This window comes from Pseudalkalibacillus decolorationis, from assembly GCF_024609785.1.
Taxonomy (GTDB): domain Bacteria; phylum Bacillota; class Bacilli; order Bacillales; family Fictibacillaceae; genus Pseudalkalibacillus; species Pseudalkalibacillus decolorationis.
In genome coordinates this window covers 28808-49087 of record NZ_JANHJQ010000034.1, presented here as the reverse complement: position 1 = coordinate 49087, position 20280 = coordinate 28808, and the positions used below count along the sequence as shown (strand labels likewise).

Here is a 20280-nt window from a genome sequence, read left to right as displayed (position 1 = left end):
TCCCGTATATAAGTTTTCGGGGCTCCATCCCTTCAGCCATTTGGTTTTCGGCCCACTGTCTTGCTGTCTACGCTTAAAGATAGGAGTTACCTCCAACCCTCCAAGACTCGCTACAGGTGAATGGCTAGTTCTTACCTGATGGGGTTCCCACCCATTATGGAATATCACCTATGCTCGGACGCTCTATACTTTCTTACCTTGTAAGAAAAGCGTAAACGCCCTGTTCAGGTATGATAAAGAAAACTAGGTCAGCGCCAAGCATAGCGAAGGCGATTGCCTAAGTTGCGCTTATGCTTGCAAGTGCAAGCGCTGGAGATTCTGCAGCACAACACGCTATTTGTGTTTGTGAAAGAAGCGAAGCAACCTCGAACACCTGAGCTTCGAAGCTAGACATTACCTCTCTGCAGCAAATTTTTTATGCTTTCTTAACATGTGAGAAAAAGGATGACCCTATTTTTAGAGCCACCCCTAGATCTCAATTATTTTGTTGTTCTATAATCTTTTCTAAATTAGAGTAGGTTATTCCCCAATGTGAATCATGGGAAAAAGGGTACATTCTTATTAATACCATCAAATTCTTCCCAGGTTGAAATTTTTTTCATTACTTTACTTTGCGCCGGATGGCTGATGCTTTTGCTCTGAGTTTGTTTCCAGTGAATTCATCTCAGAATTTGGAGTTTGCATTGCATCCTCAATTGCATCGGCTTTACCTTCGTTATACTCTTCTTGTAGTTCTGCTACATCTGACTTTTTACTTTTCCACTTATCAAAGTCATCACGAACATTGGTTGAAAAGTCTTTCACACGCGTTGCCGCTTGGTTCGTTTGATCTGTAACTACTTGCGCTATGTTGGATGACTTTTCCTTTGCACGAGTCGCGACATCTGAACTCTTATCTTTAATCATTGAAGCTTGGTCATTCAAGTTCGTGCGGAGTTCCTTGCCAGATTTCGGAGCAAGCATTAATGCCGTAGCAGCACCCACGATTCCTCCTACAAGTGTACCGATCAAGAAATCCTTAGTATCAATTGAAGATGATTGGTTTTGATTAGTTTGTTCTGTTGTCATAATTAACGTCCTCCCCTATTTATTGGATCTGTTGTACCATCCATTTTGTTGTTCTTACGCTTCCATTTTTCCCATATATCCATAGCGGCATTGCTCCATTGAACGACCTGAGAAACTTTTTCGGATTGCCGTTCACCTTCTCTAGCAATTCGCCCTGATACTGTTTTAACAGAATGACTGACATTGGATATACTATCCCCAATCTCCCTTACTGACTGAAATAAAGAATTGAGTGATTCTGACTTGTGCTGGACATCTTCAGCCAAACGATTCGTCTTATGTAAGAGTTCTGTAGTTTCCTTTGTCACGCCATCCAACTGCTTTTCCAATCCATCAACTGTACCCGCCACGTTTGTGAGAGTTTGCTGAAGTGATTTCAGTGTTCGCGAAATAAAGACAACCAATACTGCAAATGCTATTGCAATCAGTGCTACACTTAAATATAAAATTATTTCCATGTCAAATTACCACCTCCTGTATATTATACCTTTTCCCAATATAGCTATTCATTAAACCTTTAATCTATATAAGAGAAATTCTCCACAGTCTATAAACAATCCTCCTACCTTTTTTCCTATTTTAAAGAAAACTTGGCTAGCGCAGGCGATCGCCTTAGTCCATAAAGGGATGACCTAAGGGTCTGGCATTAAACAATAAAAAGTATTTTTAACTTTCTTACTTGTTAGAAAACCTTACTGGTCCTTCTTCCAAATCAGATGCAAGCGATTTCAGTCAAAGTATTGTAAAATGGAAAAGGGGCAATATTTCGACGATATTCTAAACTGAATATTCTAGATAGCACGAATTATTGAAAGGAGATTAACAAATGAGAGATTCACGTATTCAAACACTAGCAAATAATATCATTACATATTCAACGAACCTTCAACAAGGTGAGAAAGTCTTAATTGAAAACACAGGGTACCAAAAAGAGCTTGTGAACGCTTTAGTTGAAGAGGTTTATAAAGCTGGTGGACATCCATTCGTTACAATTAAAGACGAAACAACACAACGTGCCCTGCTAATGAATGCAACCGAGGAACAATTAGAAGCGCAGGCAAGGTATGAAAGAGCCATTATGAGTGAAATGGACGCTTATGTTGCTATTCGATCAGGAGACAATATTTCAGAACTTTCAGATGTCCCTTCGGAAAACACTGCATTGTATCAGAAAAAGGTATATACGCCCGTTCACCATGCTATACGAATCCCGAAGACGAAATGGACTGTATTACGCTACCCGAATGCTTCAATGGCCCAGTTGGCGGATATGAGTTCAACAGTATTTGAAGATCTTTACTTTAACGTTTGTAATCTTGATTATAGTAAAATGTTAGATGCTATGAAACCACTAGCTGATTTAATGGATCGCACGGATAAAGTAAACATTAAAGGACCCGGTACAGACTTATCTTTTTCAATAAAAGATATACCATCTAACAAATCCGCAGGTCATCACAACTTACCTGATGGAGAGGTTTACACAGCGCCTGTCCGAGAATCAGTTAATGGTACTGTTACCTTTAATACACCTTCGCCTTATCAAGGCTTCGTCTACGAGCAGATCAGTCTTACCTTTAAGGATGGGAAAGTTATTGAGGCAATTGCAAATGACACTGAACGAATCAATCGAGTTTTGGATACAGATGAAGGTGCACGCTTTGTGGGTGAATTCGCAATAGGCGTCAACCCTTACATTCAGCATCCAATGAAGGATATCCTATTTGACGAAAAAATTGATGGAAGCTTCCACTTTACTCCTGGACAGTGCTATGAACAAGCTTTCAATGGCAATAGTTCTGGCATCCATTGGGACATGGTTTCTATCCAACGACCCGAATATGGCGGCGGTGAAATCTATTTTGACGGTGTACTTATTCGAAAGGATGGACGCTTTGTCATCCCAGAGCTTGAACCACTAAACCCTGAGAAATTAAAATAACGCGGGTTACGTATAGGGACAAAAGCCACTTAAATATTAGATTAAAGTGGCTTTTGTCCCTTTTTTAAATAGAAAGTATTTTTATACTTTCTTAACGTGCGAGAAAAAGGCTGACCCAATGGATTCTATTACGAATCATGGATCAGCCTCTTTTTGGTTGTTTATGAAGCAAGTTGACTTTCATATGCCTTCTGATATTTCTGTATATCTCCAGCTCCCATAAACAGTAATACACTGTTGCCATGCCCTGTCAAACAGTCAATAGTATCTTCACTAATAATATGTGAATTTTGAATACGCTCTTGGAGATTTTCAATCCGCAAATCACCTGCATTCTCCCTCGCAGATCCAAAGATATCACACAGATAAACAGCATCGGCCTGACTTAAACTATCAGCAAACTCGTTCAAAAACGTTTGTGTCCGAGTAAATGTATGAGGTTGAAAAATTGCTACTACTTCTTTATCTGGATACTTTTGCTTTGCTGATTCAATCGTCGCTTTAATTTCTGTTGGATGATGTGCATAATCATCAATCAGTACTTGTCGACCGACAACTTTTTCGCTAAATCGGCGCTTTACACCTTTAAATGACTTAAGCTGTTGTTGAATAATACTAACCTCAACCTGCTCATAGTGACAAAGAGCGATTACTGCCAAAGCATTTAAGACATTGTGCTTTCCAAAGCCCGGAATAGAAAATGTTTCATAGAATGAATTACGAACAAAGACATCAAATGTAGTGCCCTCTGGGCTTACTTGAATGTTTCCTGCTTGGAAGTCATTGTTATCGTTCATACCATAAAAGAGCATTGGCACCTTTGCCTGCATTTGATGTAAATAAGGGTCATCCCCACAAGCAATAATCCCTTTTTGAACCTGTAATGCCATTGACTGAAATGCATCAAAAACATCATTCACATCTTTAAAATAATCAGGGTGATCAAAATCAACATTCGTCATGATCGCGTAGGATGGTTCGTAAGATAAGAAATGCCTACGATACTCACATGCTTCAAACACGAAATATTCGCTGTTTTCCATCCCTTTTCCTGATCCGTCTCCAATTAAATAGGAAGTCGGATTCGCTGCTTCAAGAACATGAGCTAATAGACCTGTCGTAGATGTCTTTCCATGAGAACCAGTCACAGCTACACTTGTAAATTTCTTAACAAATTCACCGAGAAAATGATGATATCGATAAATGGGCAATCCCAATTCTTTTGCTCTTACAATTTCCTTATGCTCATCAGGGAAAGCATTTCCTGCAATAATCACCTGATCTGCTTTAATATTTTCTTTATCAAAGGAAGATATAGCTATATTTCGTTCTTCCAACGCTTGCTGGGTAAAGATATGTTGTTTAATATCGGAACCCTGTACATTATAGTTCATATCATGCAGGATTTGTGCTAAAGGGCTCATACCAGTCCCTTTAATACCAACAAAATGGTATGTTGTCATAAAACGAACCTCCAACTAGTCTGGAATCGCTGCACATAATTTTGTTGTTATTATATGCCTTGATCATTCATTTGGGGCTTGTTGCCCCCTAATCATTCTTAACATAGGTTGTAAATTGAAGTTCGACTGTTAATAAAGTGCTTCAACTAGATACGTAATATCCTCTTATAATGTCAAACTAACTACATCCTGTTAACCTTAATAATTATAGCAGAAACATAATAGAACTACCAACCTCGACTGGATTGCTTTCATAAAAGTGAGGTCAGATCGCTCAATCCACCTTTTCCAGCCTTGGATTTGGGCGGTGTTTTCTGCCTTTCTTTGCCTCTTCTTCTCCATTTAAAAGAACGTTGTCCCCAGTAAATCCGATATGAATATTCAGAAGCGAGCTTCCCACGCCATAAATATCAACCGGAACCTGACATTCTTCAAAGCTGCGAATTCGTTCCTCATTAAATCCACCGCTTACTACAATTTTGACATGATTGTATCCTTCTTCATCTAGTGCATCTCTTAATGCAAAGATTAATTCGGTATTCACTCCGCGAGGATCGAACTTGCCAAGGACATCCTGGTTTCTCCAAAAGTACTGATCCACTAGTGTGCGTGATGTATCAATGCGTACGCCCTTCAATTTTTCGCCAAACTCACGAGCTACTTTTAATGAGTCCGTCACAACATCATTATTGTAGTCTACCAAGGTAATCAAATCATCTTCAGGGAATTCTTCATGGTAGGCATGTGATGCCGCCACAACATCCCCCCTAAACAACTGGAGTAGTGCATGTGGCATTGTCCCCATTCCTCTTTTCCCCCACCATTCATTCATCGCATGGGTGGCTTGTGCTGTGGAACCACCGATGTAAGAGGCGTATCCATCCCCTGCTTGTTGGGTATAATGATCATCCCTGTCACCCATGAAGATCACTGGCTTTTGAACCCCTGATGTACTTGCAGCTTTTACGACATTATAAACATTCGTGGCAACAGAAGTTCTCCTTGTCAGGATGCCATCAATAATCCCTTCCAAATAACCGAACTTTTGATACGGGCCAGTAATCGTTAATACCGTTTCATAGGGTTCTATTCTATCTCCATCTTTAAGTGAAAAAATTTCTAACGTGTCCGGATCTTTTACGAATGTTTTTATTAACGCAATAGCCTCATCGGTGCCGCACAATACTGCATTTTTCTTTTGAAAAAACTGCATGGTAACACGATTTTGCGGTTTATGATTTTCAGCAATTTGACACGTTTTCAGAAAATACACAGCAGAAAACCAACCGTCGCCAACACGCTCATCAAATTTGAATGTACGGTTGCTTAACCGTTTGATTTTGCCTTGCATTTTTAATTCGATTTCCTTGATGTCCATTCTCTTGCACCTATTCCTTTACTAACTCAGATCAAGTAATATGGGGTCTTATTTAAAGTCCATTTATCTATCATATAGAACGGTAAGAAATTATACAAGTACCGTACTTATTTAATAGGTGATCTCTTCATCAGCTTGATTGTAAAATTCCTGTTTAGAAACAAGCACATTCCGAGGTTTACTTCCCATTGCTTCTGATACGATTCCCTTTGATTCCATCATATCGATTAATCTTGCTGCTCGATTAAATCCAACACGGAAGCGCCTTTGCAACGCTGATGAAGATGCCGCTCCCTGCTCCAAAACAAATTCGCAAGCTTCATCAAAGAGTTCATCATCCTGTTCAAATGTAAGATTGGATTGTACGAGCTCTTCTTTCTCAAACAGGTAGGATGGGGCTTTCTGTCTTTTCACATGCTCTGTAATTCGTTCAATCTCATCATCTGATACAAAGTTCCCTTGGATTCGAACCGGTTTGGAGACACCATTACCAAGAAGCAACATATCCCCTCGACCTAAGAGCTTTTCCGCTCCCCCTGTATCGATAATCGTTCTGGAGTCAACTTGTGAAGAGACTGCAAAAGCCACACGAGTTGGGATATTCGACTTTATAAGACCTGTAATAACATCTACTGATGGACGTTGTGTTGCTAATAAAAGGTGAATTCCACAAGCACGTGCCTTTTGTGCAATCCGGCAAATAGCATCCTCAACATCCTGTGGTGAAACCATCATTAGATCAGCAAGCTCATCGATTACAACAACAATATAAGGTAACTTTTGATCCAAAGTGCCTTTTTCTTTAACCAGTTTGTTATAGCGCTCCATATCACGTACCCCAGTGGTAGCAAACAACTCATAACGACGTTCCATTTCTTCAACTGCCCATTTTAATCCTAGAGTTGCTTCTTTTGCATCTGTTATTACAGGTGTGACTAGATGTGGCAAGCTATTATAAGGAGCGAGTTCTACCATTTTCGGATCAATTAATAATAAACGTACGTCATCGGGGTGGGCTTTAAACAAAATACTTATTAGTAATGAATTGATACAGACACTTTTACCAGACCCTGTTGCACCAGCAATTAAACCATGAGGCATTTTTTGCAAGTCGGTAATAACGGGCTTCCCTGAGATGTCAAGTCCAAGTGCAACCGATAAAGTCGAGTGATTTTCTTTGAAAATAGGATGTGTTACGATTTCTCGTAATGATACTGGTTTACTTACTTTATTTGGAACTTCAATCCCAATTGCATTTCGACCTGGAATTGGTGCTTCCATGCGAATATCCTTAGCTGCCAAACTTAGCTTAATATCATCCGAGAGATTCGTTATTTTGTTAACTTTCACTCCCGGAGCAGGCTGAACCTCAATCCTTGTTACGGAAGGGCCTTTTGTTGCACCGATAACATTCGCTTTTACATTAAAGTTGGTTAAAGTGGATTGCAATAATTCCTTTTGTTCATGCAACCAAAGCTCATCATTGTCCTCTTGAACTTCTTTCGCATCTAGCAGGGATGTTGTTGGAAATTGATAGTGCTGTTCTTGAGTTGTATGCGTTTGTTTCGGTTGTGGGTTATTCACTGGTGCTGTGCGCTTACGATCCTTTTGAAGCATCATCACATTAAAGGGTAATAAGCTTTTCTTCTTTTCCTTTTCATCTAGGTTCCGCTCGACTCGCCTATTCGAGGCCGTTTTTTGTTCTTCCCCTTGGATGTTCGTTACCTTTTCCTCTTCGTCTTTTATCGATTTAGTAACCTTGGAATAGGTGTCTTGTTCCAATCTGCTCGACGGTGGTGGGGCTTCTTCCTTGCTATGGGTTTCATCCACGTAAGATTGTTCTTTGGATGGTTTTTCCCCGTTAGATTGTTCTTCATAATGAGAAGATAGCTCGTAAGGTGAAGACTCTTTATGGATTATTGCTCTCTCTTTGTAACATCGTTCTTCCTCATCTTCTCTATGTTCCTCATGAACAACATCTATTTCTGCTGTATCAAATTGACCATTGTTACCTTCATTGTGTTCTTGTTCGACCGGTTCTTCTTGCTTATCATCGTATGACTCCGTCAGAAGCGTCGGGAATGGATCGAGAGTGTTTGTTGGATCATCATTTTGAGTATTAACAGCATTTGGTTCTTCTACCTCTTCATCACTAACTGGAGGAAAAACCTCAGGACGTTTTTGAAAACCATATACAGGTGAAGGAATTTCACTCGGTTTAAAATTGACACCGGTGAACTTTTCACGTGGTTGCCTATCGTGATTATTCGGTTCTGAATTTGACTTTTTGTACGTTTCACGTTGTACTTTTTTCTTTTGCGACTTCGGTTGGTATGTATACTTTCTTTTCTCTTTCTCATCTGGAATTAAAGGAAAACGGAAATTTCCTTCCTTGGGATACTGGTGCACAAATTTAGGTTCAAATAGGCGCGAACTATCTTCAATTCGACCTACCGATTTTGATCTCCGCTGTGAACGAGTTTGTTGCTCATACCCATTATCATCTAGTTCCTCTTCATCACTTTCAATCAGGAAGTTTTTCATTTTTTTAAACCAATTGGACATATCAGCATTCACCTTTGCTTCAAAATTTCAAGATCATTTCGCTTTTACGATAGAACATACTTTTTATATGTTCTATTGTAAAAGGTACTACAAGATTATCGAATATCCTGCGTGAATTTAAGGGGGACTAGTATAGAACAAATCAAAAGAATCACTTAACTTCCTTACAATAGGTAAATACATAGTAGAAAACAACCAGAGTATTCCCCATGGTTGTTTGATATCGTTTAGTTCTTTTTTAAAGTAAACTCAGATCCTGTTGGATACCCCTCTTCTAGTACGAGGATTCCCTTTTCCTTTGGTGCATTTGGTAGGTTCAGCTCTTTGGCAGAACAAATCATTCCTGAGGATTTCACACCGCGCAATTCCGCTTCTTTTATAAGTAATCCTCCAGGCATTACTGCTCCAACTCTTGCAACAACAACATTTTGACCTGTATCGACGTTTGGTGCACCACATACAATCTGTAATGTTTCATCTCCGATATCGACCTGACAAACGTTAAGTTTATCTGCATCAGAATGTTTTTCCATTGATTTTACATGTCCGACAATGAATAGTGGACGCGGGTCGAATTCCAACGTTTCATTATAACCAGATGCATTCAGCAAGTTGTTAATTGATTGAACAAGTTCATCGGTTACGTCAATTACCCCGTTTCCTTCAATTGCGAAATGTTTCGTAGCACTGAATATATTAAAGCCGACAGTCCGATTATCCTCATTGTCATAAAGTCGCACTACATCACCGCTTTGCGAGTGATTTTTGTTCTTGATTTCGGCTCCGTTTGTCGTAACAAATAATACGTCACCCACTCCATTAGGGTTAAAGTAAACGTTCAACATTGAACTTTCTCCTTTCACTATTCCCGAGTCAGTCATTAGGCTTGTTCTTCGCAAGGATAAAGATTGGTTCAAGTTCGCCCTCTTCATATAGAAATGGTAATGCAGTGATCGGAACTCGACCGTTCGTGAAGAAGTGCATCGCCATTTGCCCAAGAATATCATATCCTTGTTCGTTTTCGATATCAGCAAAAATGAGTACATCCTGATGTGGAACAGCAATAGCAAGTGTGCCTTTTACTTTTTGTTTCATATCATCGAGCAATTGCTGCTTCAGGATTCGACTGGCATCATAGCCATCATTCTTATTAAGAAAATAAAACGTATTTCCAGCTACTACATCCTTTTTCATTGTATCATCTAGTGATCGTAGGTTAAAACGTCCGATTTCCCTCAATTGGCTCCGGTTCCAGCCTTCTTTTGAAAGCATTGCTTCGGATACCAACCGATACGATTTTCCAAGATCCTGTGCGTAAAATATTCTAGTTTCCGCAGTGTGCTCTTCGAAAATAAGCGGTTCCCCATTATTCTCAGTTGGAAATGATGTCGACCGAATGACAGGAAAAATAGCTCGTTGTCCCTCATCCAACGATTGATCATGATTCATTACTGTGAAAACCTCATTCACATGATAGATAATTTCGTCAATTGCCGCTTCTTTACGCTCTTCATATTTTGCTGTTAAGCCAGGAAGTGAGAGTGTGATTCCTTTTCCAGTAGACTTTTCTTCTATCCGTAACGTCTTTTCTTTTGCGTCATAATGTAGAGTTCGTTCTGGTGTTTCAAGCTTACTAACGAGAATTCGCTTTAATTCAATCGGTTCCAAACGAGACCCTCCCTCTGATTGTTACTGATCATACATTTTAATGACTTTATTAAATTGTAACTTCTGAAAGCATTTATACTTTCTTAACGTGAAAAAAGGGATAGATAGCGGTAAAGCCGTCATCCACCCCCTAAAAGCCCTTATTTTTTATATTCTGCTACAACCTCTGTCCCAAGACCTCCACGAGCGTTCCAGGTTGCTGTAATCTTTAACTCTTTTGGATCCAAAAGGTTTACAAGGTCTTCAAGCATGCGATTGGTTGCATGCTCCTGATAGATCCCAACGTTTCTGTAAGATGTAAGATAGTATTTTAAGGACTTCATTTCCACAAGGTTTTCATTCGGTACGTAGCTAATATTGATATCCGCAAAATCTGGAAGTCCTGACCATGGACAAACGGATGTAAATTCGTTTGTCGGGATCGTTACAAGTGTATCTTTCCCTACATACTCATAAGGGATTGTTTCTAATATATGAACGAGGATTACATCTTCATTTTCAATATCAAAACGTATTCCTTCGTATTTACTGTGGTCTACATCTACTTTTGCCACAAAGCTCACCCTTTCTTTATCAGCTGGATCACTTAATATCCAATATTTAATTTTACCACTTGGGCAAGTAAAAGTCACTGCTTATACAAGGGAATCAATGAAGTTTCTAATCTGTTCTTTCGTCTTACGATCCTTGTTGACAAGGCGGCCAATTTCTACCCCATTATCAAAAGCAAGAAAGCTAGGAATACCAAAAATATCCATATTTTGACAATGCTCAATATGTTCATCACGGTCTACATAGAAAAACGTGTAATCTGAGAATTGGTTTTCAATTTCAGGCATCACAGGTTTAATAATGACACAGTCCGGGCACCAATCTGCTGAGAACATGACAATTGCCTTGTTTGCACGAATCGCTTGATCGAATTCCTGTTTGTTTTGTATCGTTTTCATTCTGAAACCTCCATTTTAAATTCACATTTGAAAGGGAATGAATTAGTAGCTAGAAGTTAAAAGCATCCTATCCCAAATTTAAATTTATCGCAAAGTAGTTAAGATTTCTTACCACACTACGATAATAAAAGTAGCAGGTTGTTCAAACCTATCTAAGTTAAGTTCCCACTTCATTATATATTAGGCTTTATATATGTAAAGACAAATAAGGGGATTTGAATAGTTAGTCAAATTTGAACGCAACAGGAATAAGGGGGTAAAAGGATGATACAGAAATTAAAGAATCTAAAGCTTTCCATCAAAAAGAAGGTTCAACTCTTGCTCGCAATGGCAGTCATCGGACTAGTTATTTTATTTGCATTTACGATGTTTTATGTTTTCTCAACCGAAAACATGAGTGAAAAGAAGGAAAAACTACAAGATTTGACGACTAGGACCAAAACGCTAGGTGAGGATTTCTCATACATTCGTAAGCTTGAACAAGAGTATTTACGGACAAAAAGAAAGGGAGTTTCACAGGAAATTGGAACGAAACTCTCCGGTCTACAAAAGGATATCCAAGGACTAAAGGAACAAAATGGTGAATTTTCCAAGGACTTTACCCAAATAGAAGAGCAAGTAAAAGCATATAAAAGTTCATTCGGAGATTCATCAATGCTTGTGAGTGATATTGATAGTATGCAAGGTATCTTAGAGGAAAAGGCAGCAGCAATGGAAAAATTGCTTACATCTGTAGATACTGGTCTTCTAAATGAGTTCTATGAATTGAGGATTTTAGAGAAGGAATATTTTTTGACAGGTACATCAACGGCATTAAATCGTTTTAAGGATCAAGGGGAAAAGCTTCGAGGAGCGGTTAAATCAAGTGAAATCACATCTGAAGCTGAAAAATCCTTTAGTTCAAACTATTTATCTTATACAAGTTCAGTAGATACGGTCCAAGGATACAGAGGTCAAATTGAAAAGTCAGTTGTAGATTTTGAAGAAATTGGAACAAACCTTGGTCAATCTATAGAAAAAGTCGAAAAGGGTGTTGTAAAAGTAACCAAAGGACTCAATGAAGAACAGGACCGTTTTGGTACAATATTGCTATGGACGCTCATCATTCTTAGTGTACTTATTCTTGCTGGAATGCTTTTCCTAGGTGTGTGGCTTATTCGTACCATTACATCTTCTATTACAAGCCTAAAAGAGGGAGCAACCATTATCGGTAAAGGTAACCTTGCCCACCGTGTTCAGGTCGACCAAAACGATGAGATGGGGGAACTTGCCACGACGTTTAATCGGATGGCAGATAAGATGCAAAAAGCGATGCAAGAAGTACAGAGCGCTTCTGTTCAACTCTCATCTTCATCGCAGCATTTAGCTACTATTTCAGAAGAAACAACCGCTCAAACGGAAGAGGTAAACGAAGCGATTCAACAAGTTTCACAAGGTGCACAGGTACAAGCAGATCATTTATTTGAAAGTACCCAATTAATTGAAAAGGTAACAAGCTCAATTGATGAAACAGCCTATTATAGCATGCAAATAAGCAATGATTCTCAAGCTACAGAGGAAGAAGGGAAAGAAGGTCTAAAGGTAGTTAATCAGCTTGATCGGAGTTCAAATGAGTTCTTAAATCTTGCAAATCATCTTATTCAGCAAGTTCAAGAGGCGAACCAACACTCTCAGCAAATCGGTTCAATTGTTGACACGATTAAGGATATTGCAGGGAGCACGGATTTACTCGCTTTAAATGCTGCTATAGAATCAGCACGTGCAGGGGATGCCGGTCGAGGCTTTGCCGTTGTTGCCCAAGAGGTTCGAAAGCTTGCTGAGCGATCGAAGTCAGAGGCTCAAAACATTTATCAATTAATAACATTGATGTCAGAGCTAATGGAAAGTCTCTCCAAGGAAGCTTCTCAATTTAACCGGTATCGTACAGAGCAAGAAACGTCAGTATCACGCACAAAACAAGCCTTTACTAAAATTGTTGATAATGTAACAGCAATTAATAGTCGGATTCAGCAAGCTAGAAAGGCAATTAGTGAAGTTCAAACATCAAATGTTGCTTTGACCGAAAAACTTCAAGAGATAAGTGCGATATCTCAAGAATCCGTGGCAGCCTCTGAACAAGTCAGCGCTTCAAGTATCCACCAAAAAGAAGCGATTGGTGAAGTTTCCCACGCAGCTAATGAGCTACAACAAATTGCACTGTTACTTCAAGAAGAAGTCGATCAATTTAATTTAATTAATGAAATGATCGAGAATGATACCATCTTTGAACACAATAACAAGGACGATTCCACAGTAATAGCTGAAGATGGCACTTTCCCCCAACACGATGAAGTTGCTGCATCTGAAGAAGAATCTTTAAAAGGTATTATTCATCAAGAACATGAACAAGCAAAAGTCACTGAAAAGAAAAACCACTATTAAAAGATAAACTTATCTAAAGGGGCTGACACTACTGGAATTCACAACATTTCATCAAAAATGTTGTGAAAGTGGATGTCAGATCCCTATTTTACACGTTNGCTGACACTACTGGAATTCACAACATTTCATCAAAAATGTTGTGAAAGTGGATGTCAGATCCCTATTTTACACGTTAAGAAAGTATAAAAGTTTGCGGCATGGATGTAATGTCTAGCTTCAGCGCCCAACCACTTGGATCACTTCAGGCCTCCTGCGGCGGCAACAGCCTCCTCGTCGGTCTTCCAGTGACCTTCGTGGCTAAGCAGGGCGCTTGCGCTTTTCTTATAATCGATCTTACCAATTTCCTTCGTGTGAGGTATATCGTTGATGTTCTTTAAACGTTTTGGAGAAGTGATGTGTTCCAGTGCCGTCCCCTTTAACTACGAAGAAATAAAAATTATGTTGCTTAGCATTTACAACAGCCTTTAACGATGCCTTTCCAGGATTACTAATTGGTCCAGGAGGAAGTCCTTTATTAAGGTACGTATTATAAGGACTTTTAACTTTCAAATCCTTAAATAGTAGCCTTTCTTTTGGTTTGTCAAGGACATATTGAACAGTGGCACACGATTGTAATTTCCACTGATCCTCTAATCGGTTAATAAACACCCCTGCAATGACGGGTCTTTCTTTTGCAACAACCGCCTCTCTCTCAACGATTGATGCTAAAGTTACCCATTCATGAAGACTAAGCTCCTTAGGGGTTTCAAACTGATCTTTCACCTCTTGAAAACGATTTAACATTTTTACAATGACCTTTTCAGGACGACTATCTTTCGGTAGGTAATACGTATCTGGGAACAGAAAGCCTTCAAGCTTGTATTGGGTTCCTTCGTGTTTTTTTACTTTTTCAATGAGTGGATGAGAAATGCCTTCTCCGGTTTTTACAGCTTTTAAAAATGCTTTTTCACTTGTGATTCCCTTTTTCTCTAACCGTGTGGCAATTTGTTCGACAGTAAACCCTTCTGGAATAACTACTTCTTGCCCCTTTTCTACCGGAGACCTTACAAGCTCACTATAAATTTCTGAGTATGATAAGTCACCAGATATCACATGTTTTCCAGGTTTAATTTTATTATCAGAACCAATGATTTTTCCATATAACATGAAAAATGTTTTATTTTTTATAATTTCCATTTCCTCTAACTCTTCAGCAACACTTGTTAACCCTGCTCCTTTATCTACCTTTATCGTCTGTACTTGATCCGAAGAATAAGGAGTGAGTTCAAAAACCAACCAGCCAATGAGTGCTGTACACAATAGAGCGAAAGAAAGTAAGATCCATTTTTTCCGAATCATATCGAACCCCTTAATTCCTTAATTCCTTAATTCCAACTTTTATTCAGCCTTCCCATGAAGATAGGTAGTCATTCATACAGTAAAGAAGCCATATCAATTTTCCTTCCTTCAACCTCATGGTAATATGAATAATAAGAGTATTTAATCAATTTTTCAACATCATTTAAAGGAGTTGATTTGATGAATGTAACGGTATACTTAGCAGGACAAATTCATGACGATTGGCGAGAAGTAGTAAAGCAGAAGGCAGAAGAAAAGAATTTGCCATTATCCTTTGTTGGACCAATGACTAATCATGATCGATCTGATGACATCGGGGAAGAGATACTTGGGGAACAACCAAATAAGGTATATAAAGATGATAAAGCATCCGATTTCAACAATTTACGAACACAAATCCTGCTTTCAAAAGCAGATGTGGTAGTCGCATTATTTGGTGAAAAATATAAGCAATGGAATACGGCAATGGACGCGTCAACAGCACTTGCTTTACAGAAACCCCTTATACTCGTACGCCCTGAATCCTTACACCATCCTTTAAAGGAGTTAGCAAACAAGGCTACTGTGACCGTTGAGACAGTTGATCAAGCATTACAAGCACTTTCCTATGTATTTGAAGAAAAATAACATATAAAAAAAGAGGGGATCCCCTCTTTTTTATATGTTCATTTTTGATAAAACTGATATTGGCCTACCAGCAATTTTACAATATGGGCAAACATTTCATCCCTTGTAACCCAGCCGTCTGTAAAAATACCAATCGCACCTTCCTGTTTGCGGACATCCTTGTTATCCGTGTAATCGGCCATAACGTCTCCAAGTTCCCTGCCCATTCGAACGGGCTGTGCAATATCTTTTGGCAAAAGAATCTTAGCACCACTTGCTACAAAATCCATTTTGTCTTTTGTCACTAAGGCACCCCAGTTGCATAGGAACATGCCCTCTTTGGTATCGACTACACCGCCCTCTAATCCCAATCCGAGATCATATCCATGTGTAATACAGTTTGTTGCCCGATTAAGAGCACCTTTGCGGGTTTCTGAATCTGAAGAGGGTTGAGCGGAAACGAAAGATGAAGCATCAATCGCATCAATTGTCCAACCAAGAAGATTGGTCACTTCCTGTACAGCACGAATTTTTGCTGGATTTTTAGAACCAACAGCGACTTTCAACTTGCTCTCCCCTTTTCATAAAATATTAAGTATTGATAATCTGGTCAACTGTAGCTCGGTCAGAGTGTTTTACTAGTTTAATTAAGAGTTCTTTTGCGGCTTCATAATCATCAACGTGAATCATTGACGCTGAAGTATGAATGTAACGAGAGCAAATTCCGATTACTGCTGATGGTACACCGTTATTGGAAATATGGACACTCCCTGCATCTGTACCACCCTGTGAAATAAAGTATTGGTATGGAATGTCATTCGATTCGGCAGTATCAAGGATAAATTCTCTCATGCCTTTATGGGTGATCATTGTGCGATCCAGAATCCGAAGCAATGCCCCTTGTCCGAGCTGACCGAAGGCTTCTTTATCACCACTAGCGTCGTTGGCGGGACTTGCATCTAGCGCATAAAAAAGATCTGGCTTGATAAGGTTTGCAGCAGTCTTAGAACCACGCAGGCCAACTTCTTCCTGAACAGTAGCCCCGGAGTATAAGTTGTTAGGTAGCTCTGAGCCCTTTAATTCCTTCATTAATTCGATCGCAAGTCCAACTCCATAACGGTTGTCCCATGCTTTGGCAAGGATTTTCTTCTTGTTTGCCATTGGAGTGAACGGGCAGATAGGAACAATTTGTTGACCGGGGCGTACTCCAATTGCCTTTGCGTCATCGCGATTATCCGCACCGATATCAATATACATTTGCTTCATAGGCATTGGTTTCGAACGCTGTGATTCTTCAAGAAGGTGTGGAGGTGTTGAACCAATTACACCAACGATTGGTCCACGATCCGTCATAACCTGTACACGTTGTGCTAATAATACTTGGCTCCACCAGCCTCCAAGCGTCTCGAAACGAAGCATCCCATTAGGAGTAATTTGTGTAACCATAAAACCGACTTCGTCCATGTGGCCAGCGACCATGATCTTAGGGCTGTTCTCTTCACCTTTTTTTACCCCGAAAACACTTCCTAGACCATCCTGGATAATTTCATCAGATACCGGTTCAAGCTCTGAGCGTACAAACTTACGAACATCATGCTCAAACCCTGGGGCACCTTGTAATTCCGTCAATGTTTGAAATAGCTTTAAGGTTTCTTCTTTCATGGTTTCTCCCTTCCATTTGCCAGAAAATTTCTACATTCACTATTGTAACTTAAGTTTCTGACAACTGCTATTCCTTCACCTTTTTGCGTAAAGAATAGGATCTTCTTTGTCCGCTTCTTCAAATCCTTTTAAACGTAAACGGCAGCTATCACACTCACCACAAGCCTTTTCTTCACCAAGGTAGCATGAAGTAGTTAATTCATACGGTACCGCTAAACGTACGCCCTCTTCAATCGTTTCCTTTTTTGTAAGGTGCATTAATGGTGCCTGGATCACGAGGTTGTCGCCGGATGTTCCCGCTTTCGTTGCAAGGTTAACCGTCTTACCCATACTGCTGATAAATTCTGGTCGGCAATCCGGATAGCCACTATAGTCAACCGCAGATACCCCAATATAAATCGCCTCTGCCCCAATTACTTCCGCATAAGCACTAGCCAAGGCTAAAAAAATCATGTTTCTCGCTGGCACGTATGTTGACGGAACTTCTTCTTCAACCCCGTCCGTTCTTACTTCCATAGACTCATCGGTCAGAGCGCTACCACCAATATGTTGGAGGAATTGCACGTCGACTATTCTGTGTTCAGGAGCATCATAAAAGTGCGCTACTTTTTCAGCTTGCTCAACCTCACGATTATGTCTCTGCCCATAATGGAATGTAATTGGATAAAGATCATAGCCTTTTTCCTTTGCGATTCCCATACAAGTAGTACTATCAAGACCGCCACTTAATACAATGACTGCTTTTTTCACGTTAGACACCTCTTTTATTTGGATCCCAAATGATTTTGTGCATTTGTAAACTCAATTTCACATCCGGCAGTGGTTCGGAAAGAATTTTTTTGACGAGCTTTTCTGGTGGCATCGTTTCCCATACGGGACTGTACAGCACTTGACCTTTTTTATGATGCTCCTTGACAACAGACGTAGCGACAGTAAAGTCTTCATCACTTCCAATGACGAACTTTATTTCATCTTTTGTCTGTAACAAATCAAAGTTCGAATAAATCATCCGGGTCATTTCACCTGATTCCGGCAGTTTAAAGTCCATGATAAACCGTGCTTTTTGGTTCACTTGCTTATGATGCTTCCGCAATTTTTCAAAAAGGGTTAAATCGATTGCACCATTTGTTTCAATGTGTACATCTTCAATCTGATCAAGCTCACACATAGCTTGCAGAAGTGCAGCCGATTTTTCAAGATGTATAAGGGGTTCACCACCGGTAAAACAAATTCGACGACTAGAAAATTCCTTGATTCGATCAATAATTTCTTCAATAGTCGCTTCAAATTCATGCTTAGAGGGTGCATAGCTATAGTCCGTATCACACCAAGAGCATCTAAGGTTACAGTGGAATACGCGGACAAAAATGGTAGGGAAGCCCGCCATGTTCCCTTCTCCTTCAACCGTTTCAAATATTTCAACCATCGGCAGCTTCCAATTTATATATTCTGATTGATCAGGTATGATCCATTTGTTACTCATTTTCCATCCACTCTCGTTTTAAAGTTGCATAGCTTGTTGGCGTTTCATAAAGCTTTAATTCTTCAATTCTGGTTCCCTGTTCACTATATTTTTCTGAACGTAATCGACGATCTAGTTGCTCCCAGATCCAAACAATCATGTTTTCTGCTGTAGTATTCATGTTAGGGAGCACTTCATTTAAATAGCGATGATCCAACCAAACATCAATTTCTTCTTTAAAAAATTGCTTAATTTCTCCAAAATCAACCGTGATACCGATATCGTTTACATACCCGCTTATGGTGATGACAAGCTTATACGTATGACCGTGTAAGCTTTTGCACTTTCCTTCATAGCAATGGAGGTGGTGTGCCGCATCAAATGTAAACTCCTTCGTTACCGCCACGCGCTTGTGATGGTATTTAAGCTCATGTCGATGTATATCTTTATCAATTTGTTGGGCCTTTTTTGGTATTTGAAAGTCCATAATCGGCCTCCTCTTTTAATAGTTACTAATAAATATTGTTACATACAAAAGAACTGACTCAACACCAGATATCCATTTTCTCCAACAATACTAATTGCATTTCTACTTAACGAAATGCAAACTAGTGGAGCAAACAGACTCTGAGGAGCCAGTCCTTGAATAAATAAATTATACTTTTTATTATTCATGCTCCCTAGTTTTGTTTAAGGAGGGGGGGGAATTACGAACCCTCTATTCTATACTATTCGAAAAGTTTGTTATACTAATACTGATGTTCAAAAAGTGTCCAAATTAACCATAACCCGTTGAAAGGAGAGTTTTCTGATTGAAAACATCAACTATATTTGGGGCTGCACTTGGTTTTTGTGCTGGCGTCATCATTACAAAGCAGGTTTCTGCAAGGCCGATTTCACCTGAGCTTGCACTAAAGCAAGTAAAGCAAAAGTTTCCTGAGAAAATCGACGGCTCATGGATTTATACGATTAAGGAAACGGCAACCCTCAATAATCTAAATTATAACGTATTTAAAGGCGGGTTAACATCCATGGAACAGCATTATGAGTTTCTCGTCGACGCCGAGACAGGTGCGGTCCTTGATCTATATCAATCAAAGTAAACATGTAAAGAAAACTTGGCAAAGCCAAGTTTTCTTTAACTTATAATCTAGTAGATTAATTAAACGTATGATGTTGGTTATACAGGTTATTTTTGATCATGTAACGTGATGTTGAATAAACTTGCTTTCCCCAAATATACATAAAGAAAGCCGGAACAATTAGCAACAATGAATGTAGGAATAGAATCCATCCAAGGTTCATTTGTTTTCCAAGGTGCTCGAACTGATCTGAATATGCTGTTAAGCCTTTATCCTTAAGTTTGCCTACTTCAGTCGCTGTTAGCATAACACCTTCTGTTGCATTGAAATAAACCGTTTCTTTGTGATCAAAAGTAAAGATATTATCTCGGACAGTTTGGAAGTCTGCTAGAGCGGCATACACCGTTATAGGTCCTTCCGCTTCTTTACCTTCTTCTGCTGGTGGAGTCACCTCGAACTTTTCAACCGTTGACAGATCAACTGTTCCATTCTTGAAGTCATAATACTCATCTTTCAAAAATTTTACCGTTGCTTTCTCCATGCCTTCTGGTTGTTCTTCAGCAGCAAATACACTTGTTGCTCCAGTTATTAACAGAGTTAAAACCATCATGATGGCTGTAAATTGCTTCATCATTTCTGCATTCCCTCCCAAATTATAAGCCAATATATATAATA

20 protein-coding genes are annotated in these 20280 nt (G+C 39.4%); 4 read left to right on the top strand and 16 right to left on the bottom strand.

Features of this window, described 5'->3' with window-relative positions; translation table 11 throughout:
* Window positions 1-606: 606 nt before the first annotated feature.
* Window positions 607-1068 (bottom strand): YtxH domain-containing protein, encoded by a 462-nt coding sequence (locus NON16_RS22225; RefSeq protein WP_257351589.1) that lies wholly within the window; start codon window positions 1066-1068, stop codon window positions 607-609.
* Window positions 1069-1070: 2 nt separating this feature from the next.
* Complete coding sequence (locus NON16_RS22220; RefSeq protein WP_257351588.1) at window positions 1071-1526, bottom strand: DUF948 domain-containing protein; 456 nt, start codon at window positions 1524-1526, stop codon at window positions 1071-1073.
* A gap of 368 nt (window positions 1527-1894) precedes the next feature.
* Here NON16_RS22220 and NON16_RS22215 point away from each other — a divergent pair, with 368 nt between their 5' ends.
* The gene (locus NON16_RS22215; protein WP_257351587.1) at window positions 1895-3010 is read left to right on the top strand and encodes an aminopeptidase; all 1116 of its coding nucleotides are present in this window, start codon (window positions 1895-1897) and stop codon (window positions 3008-3010) included.
* 161 nt (window positions 3011-3171) lie between these two features.
* On the opposite strand, the gene murC is transcribed toward NON16_RS22215, so the two are convergent.
* The 7 genes from murC to NON16_RS22180 form a co-directional block, all read right to left on the bottom strand.
* Entirely contained in the window at window positions 3172-4473 is a 1302-nt protein-coding gene (gene murC / locus NON16_RS22210) for a UDP-N-acetylmuramate--L-alanine ligase (RefSeq protein WP_257351586.1), read from the bottom strand.
* 274 nt (window positions 4474-4747) lie between these two features.
* The gene (locus NON16_RS22205) at window positions 4748-5845 is read right to left on the bottom strand and encodes a nicotinate phosphoribosyltransferase (RefSeq protein ID WP_257351594.1); all 1098 of its coding nucleotides are present in this window, start codon (window positions 5843-5845) and stop codon (window positions 4748-4750) included.
* A gap of 117 nt (window positions 5846-5962) precedes the next feature.
* Entirely contained in the window at window positions 5963-8416 is a 2454-nt protein-coding gene (locus NON16_RS22200; protein ID WP_257351585.1) for a DNA translocase FtsK, read from the bottom strand.
* A 227-nt stretch (window positions 8417-8643) separates the two neighbouring features.
* Window positions 8644-9258, bottom strand: coding sequence for a YtpR family tRNA-binding protein (gene ytpR, locus NON16_RS22195; protein WP_257351593.1), 615 nt, complete (start codon window positions 9256-9258; stop codon window positions 8644-8646).
* A 31-nt stretch (window positions 9259-9289) separates the two neighbouring features.
* A complete protein-coding gene (locus NON16_RS22190; RefSeq protein ID WP_372508863.1) occupies window positions 9290-10084 on the bottom strand; it encodes a DUF1444 domain-containing protein in 795 nt (264 codons plus the stop codon).
* A 140-nt stretch (window positions 10085-10224) separates the two neighbouring features.
* Window positions 10225-10638, bottom strand: a complete 414-nt coding sequence (queF, locus tag NON16_RS22185) for a preQ(1) synthase (RefSeq protein ID WP_257351584.1) — start codon at window positions 10636-10638, stop codon at window positions 10225-10227.
* A gap of 81 nt (window positions 10639-10719) precedes the next feature.
* On the bottom strand, window positions 10720-11034 hold the full coding sequence (locus tag NON16_RS22180; protein ID WP_257351583.1) for a thioredoxin family protein: 315 nt from the start codon (window positions 11032-11034) through the stop codon (window positions 10720-10722).
* A gap of 264 nt (window positions 11035-11298) precedes the next feature.
* Here NON16_RS22180 and NON16_RS22175 point away from each other — a divergent pair, with 264 nt between their 5' ends.
* A complete protein-coding gene (locus NON16_RS22175; protein ID WP_257351582.1) occupies window positions 11299-13455 on the top strand; it encodes a methyl-accepting chemotaxis protein in 2157 nt (718 codons plus the stop codon).
* A gap of 333 nt (window positions 13456-13788) precedes the next feature.
* Here NON16_RS22175 and mltG read toward each other — a convergent pair whose 3' ends face one another.
* The gene (mltG, locus tag NON16_RS22170) at window positions 13789-14793 is read right to left on the bottom strand and encodes an endolytic transglycosylase MltG (RefSeq protein ID WP_257351581.1); all 1005 of its coding nucleotides are present in this window, start codon (window positions 14791-14793) and stop codon (window positions 13789-13791) included.
* Window positions 14794-14973: 180 nt separating this feature from the next.
* Between mltG and NON16_RS22165 the strand changes: the two genes are divergently transcribed.
* Window positions 14974-15420, top strand: a complete 447-nt coding sequence (locus tag NON16_RS22165; RefSeq protein ID WP_257351580.1) for a YtoQ family protein — start codon at window positions 14974-14976, stop codon at window positions 15418-15420.
* A 38-nt stretch (window positions 15421-15458) separates the two neighbouring features.
* Here NON16_RS22165 and NON16_RS22160 read toward each other — a convergent pair whose 3' ends face one another.
* The 5 genes from NON16_RS22160 to queD form a co-directional block, all read right to left on the bottom strand.
* Window positions 15459-15965 (bottom strand): DUF84 family protein, encoded by a 507-nt coding sequence (locus NON16_RS22160; protein ID WP_257351579.1) that lies wholly within the window; start codon window positions 15963-15965, stop codon window positions 15459-15461.
* Between the two features lie 25 nt (window positions 15966-15990).
* On the bottom strand, window positions 15991-17061 hold the full coding sequence (locus tag NON16_RS22155; RefSeq protein ID WP_257351578.1) for a M42 family metallopeptidase: 1071 nt from the start codon (window positions 17059-17061) through the stop codon (window positions 15991-15993).
* A gap of 75 nt (window positions 17062-17136) precedes the next feature.
* Window positions 17137-17811 (bottom strand): 7-cyano-7-deazaguanine synthase QueC, encoded by a 675-nt coding sequence (gene queC / locus NON16_RS22150; RefSeq protein WP_257351577.1) that lies wholly within the window; start codon window positions 17809-17811, stop codon window positions 17137-17139.
* Between the two features lies 1 nt (window position 17812).
* Complete coding sequence (locus tag NON16_RS22145) at window positions 17813-18544, bottom strand: 7-carboxy-7-deazaguanine synthase QueE (protein ID WP_257351576.1); 732 nt, start codon at window positions 18542-18544, stop codon at window positions 17813-17815.
* Window positions 18537-19013 carry a 6-carboxytetrahydropterin synthase QueD gene (gene queD / locus NON16_RS22140; RefSeq protein WP_257351591.1) on the bottom strand — a complete coding sequence of 159 codons (477 nt, stop codon included), beginning with the start codon at window positions 19011-19013 and terminating at the stop codon, window positions 18537-18539. The genes NON16_RS22145 and queD overlap by 8 nt, the downstream gene beginning before the upstream one ends.
* A 322-nt stretch (window positions 19014-19335) precedes the next feature.
* On the opposite strand from queD, the gene NON16_RS22135 reads away from it, so the two are divergent.
* Window positions 19336-19626: a PepSY domain-containing protein gene (locus tag NON16_RS22135; protein WP_257351575.1), complete on the top strand. Its 291-nt coding sequence runs from the start codon at window positions 19336-19338 to the stop codon at window positions 19624-19626.
* Window positions 19627-19681: 55 nt separating this feature from the next.
* Here NON16_RS22135 and NON16_RS22130 read toward each other — a convergent pair whose 3' ends face one another.
* Complete coding sequence (locus NON16_RS22130; RefSeq protein ID WP_257351574.1) at window positions 19682-20239, bottom strand: hypothetical protein; 558 nt, start codon at window positions 20237-20239, stop codon at window positions 19682-19684.
* Window positions 20240-20280: the final 41 nt, after the last annotated feature.

Bases quoted from the DNA above. Each gene is read 5' to 3' on its own strand.
- NON16_RS22220 (WP_257351588.1), bottom strand. From the start codon at position 1,526: ATGGAAATAATTTTATATTTAAGTGTAGCACTGATTGCAATAGCATTT.
- NON16_RS22225 (WP_257351589.1), bottom strand. From the start codon at position 1,068: ATGACAACAGAACAAACTAATCAAAACCAATCATCTTCAATTGATACT.
- NON16_RS22145 (WP_257351576.1), bottom strand. From the start codon at position 18,544: ATGAGTAACAAATGGATCATACCTGATCAATCAGAATATATAAATTGG.
- NON16_RS22175 (WP_257351582.1), top strand. From the start codon at position 11,299: ATGATACAGAAATTAAAGAATCTAAAGCTTTCCATCAAAAAGAAGGTT.
- NON16_RS22165 (WP_257351580.1), top strand. From the start codon at position 14,974: ATGAATGTAACGGTATACTTAGCAGGACAAATTCATGACGATTGGCGA.
- murC (WP_257351586.1), bottom strand. From the start codon at position 4,473: ATGACAACATACCATTTTGTTGGTATTAAAGGGACTGGTATGAGCCCT.
- NON16_RS22155 (WP_257351578.1), bottom strand. From the start codon at position 17,061: ATGAAAGAAGAAACCTTAAAGCTATTTCAAACATTGACGGAATTACAA.
- NON16_RS22180 (WP_257351583.1), bottom strand. From the start codon at position 11,034: ATGAAAACGATACAAAACAAACAGGAATTCGATCAAGCGATTCGTGCA.
- mltG (WP_257351581.1), bottom strand. From the start codon at position 14,793: ATGATTCGGAAAAAATGGATCTTACTTTCTTTCGCTCTATTGTGTACA.
- NON16_RS22215 (WP_257351587.1), top strand. From the start codon at position 1,895: ATGAGAGATTCACGTATTCAAACACTAGCAAATAATATCATTACATAT.
- NON16_RS22200 (WP_257351585.1), bottom strand. From the start codon at position 8,416: ATGTCCAATTGGTTTAAAAAAATGAAAAACTTCCTGATTGAAAGTGAT.
- NON16_RS22130 (WP_257351574.1), bottom strand. From the start codon at position 20,239: ATGATGAAGCAATTTACAGCCATCATGATGGTTTTAACTCTGTTAATA.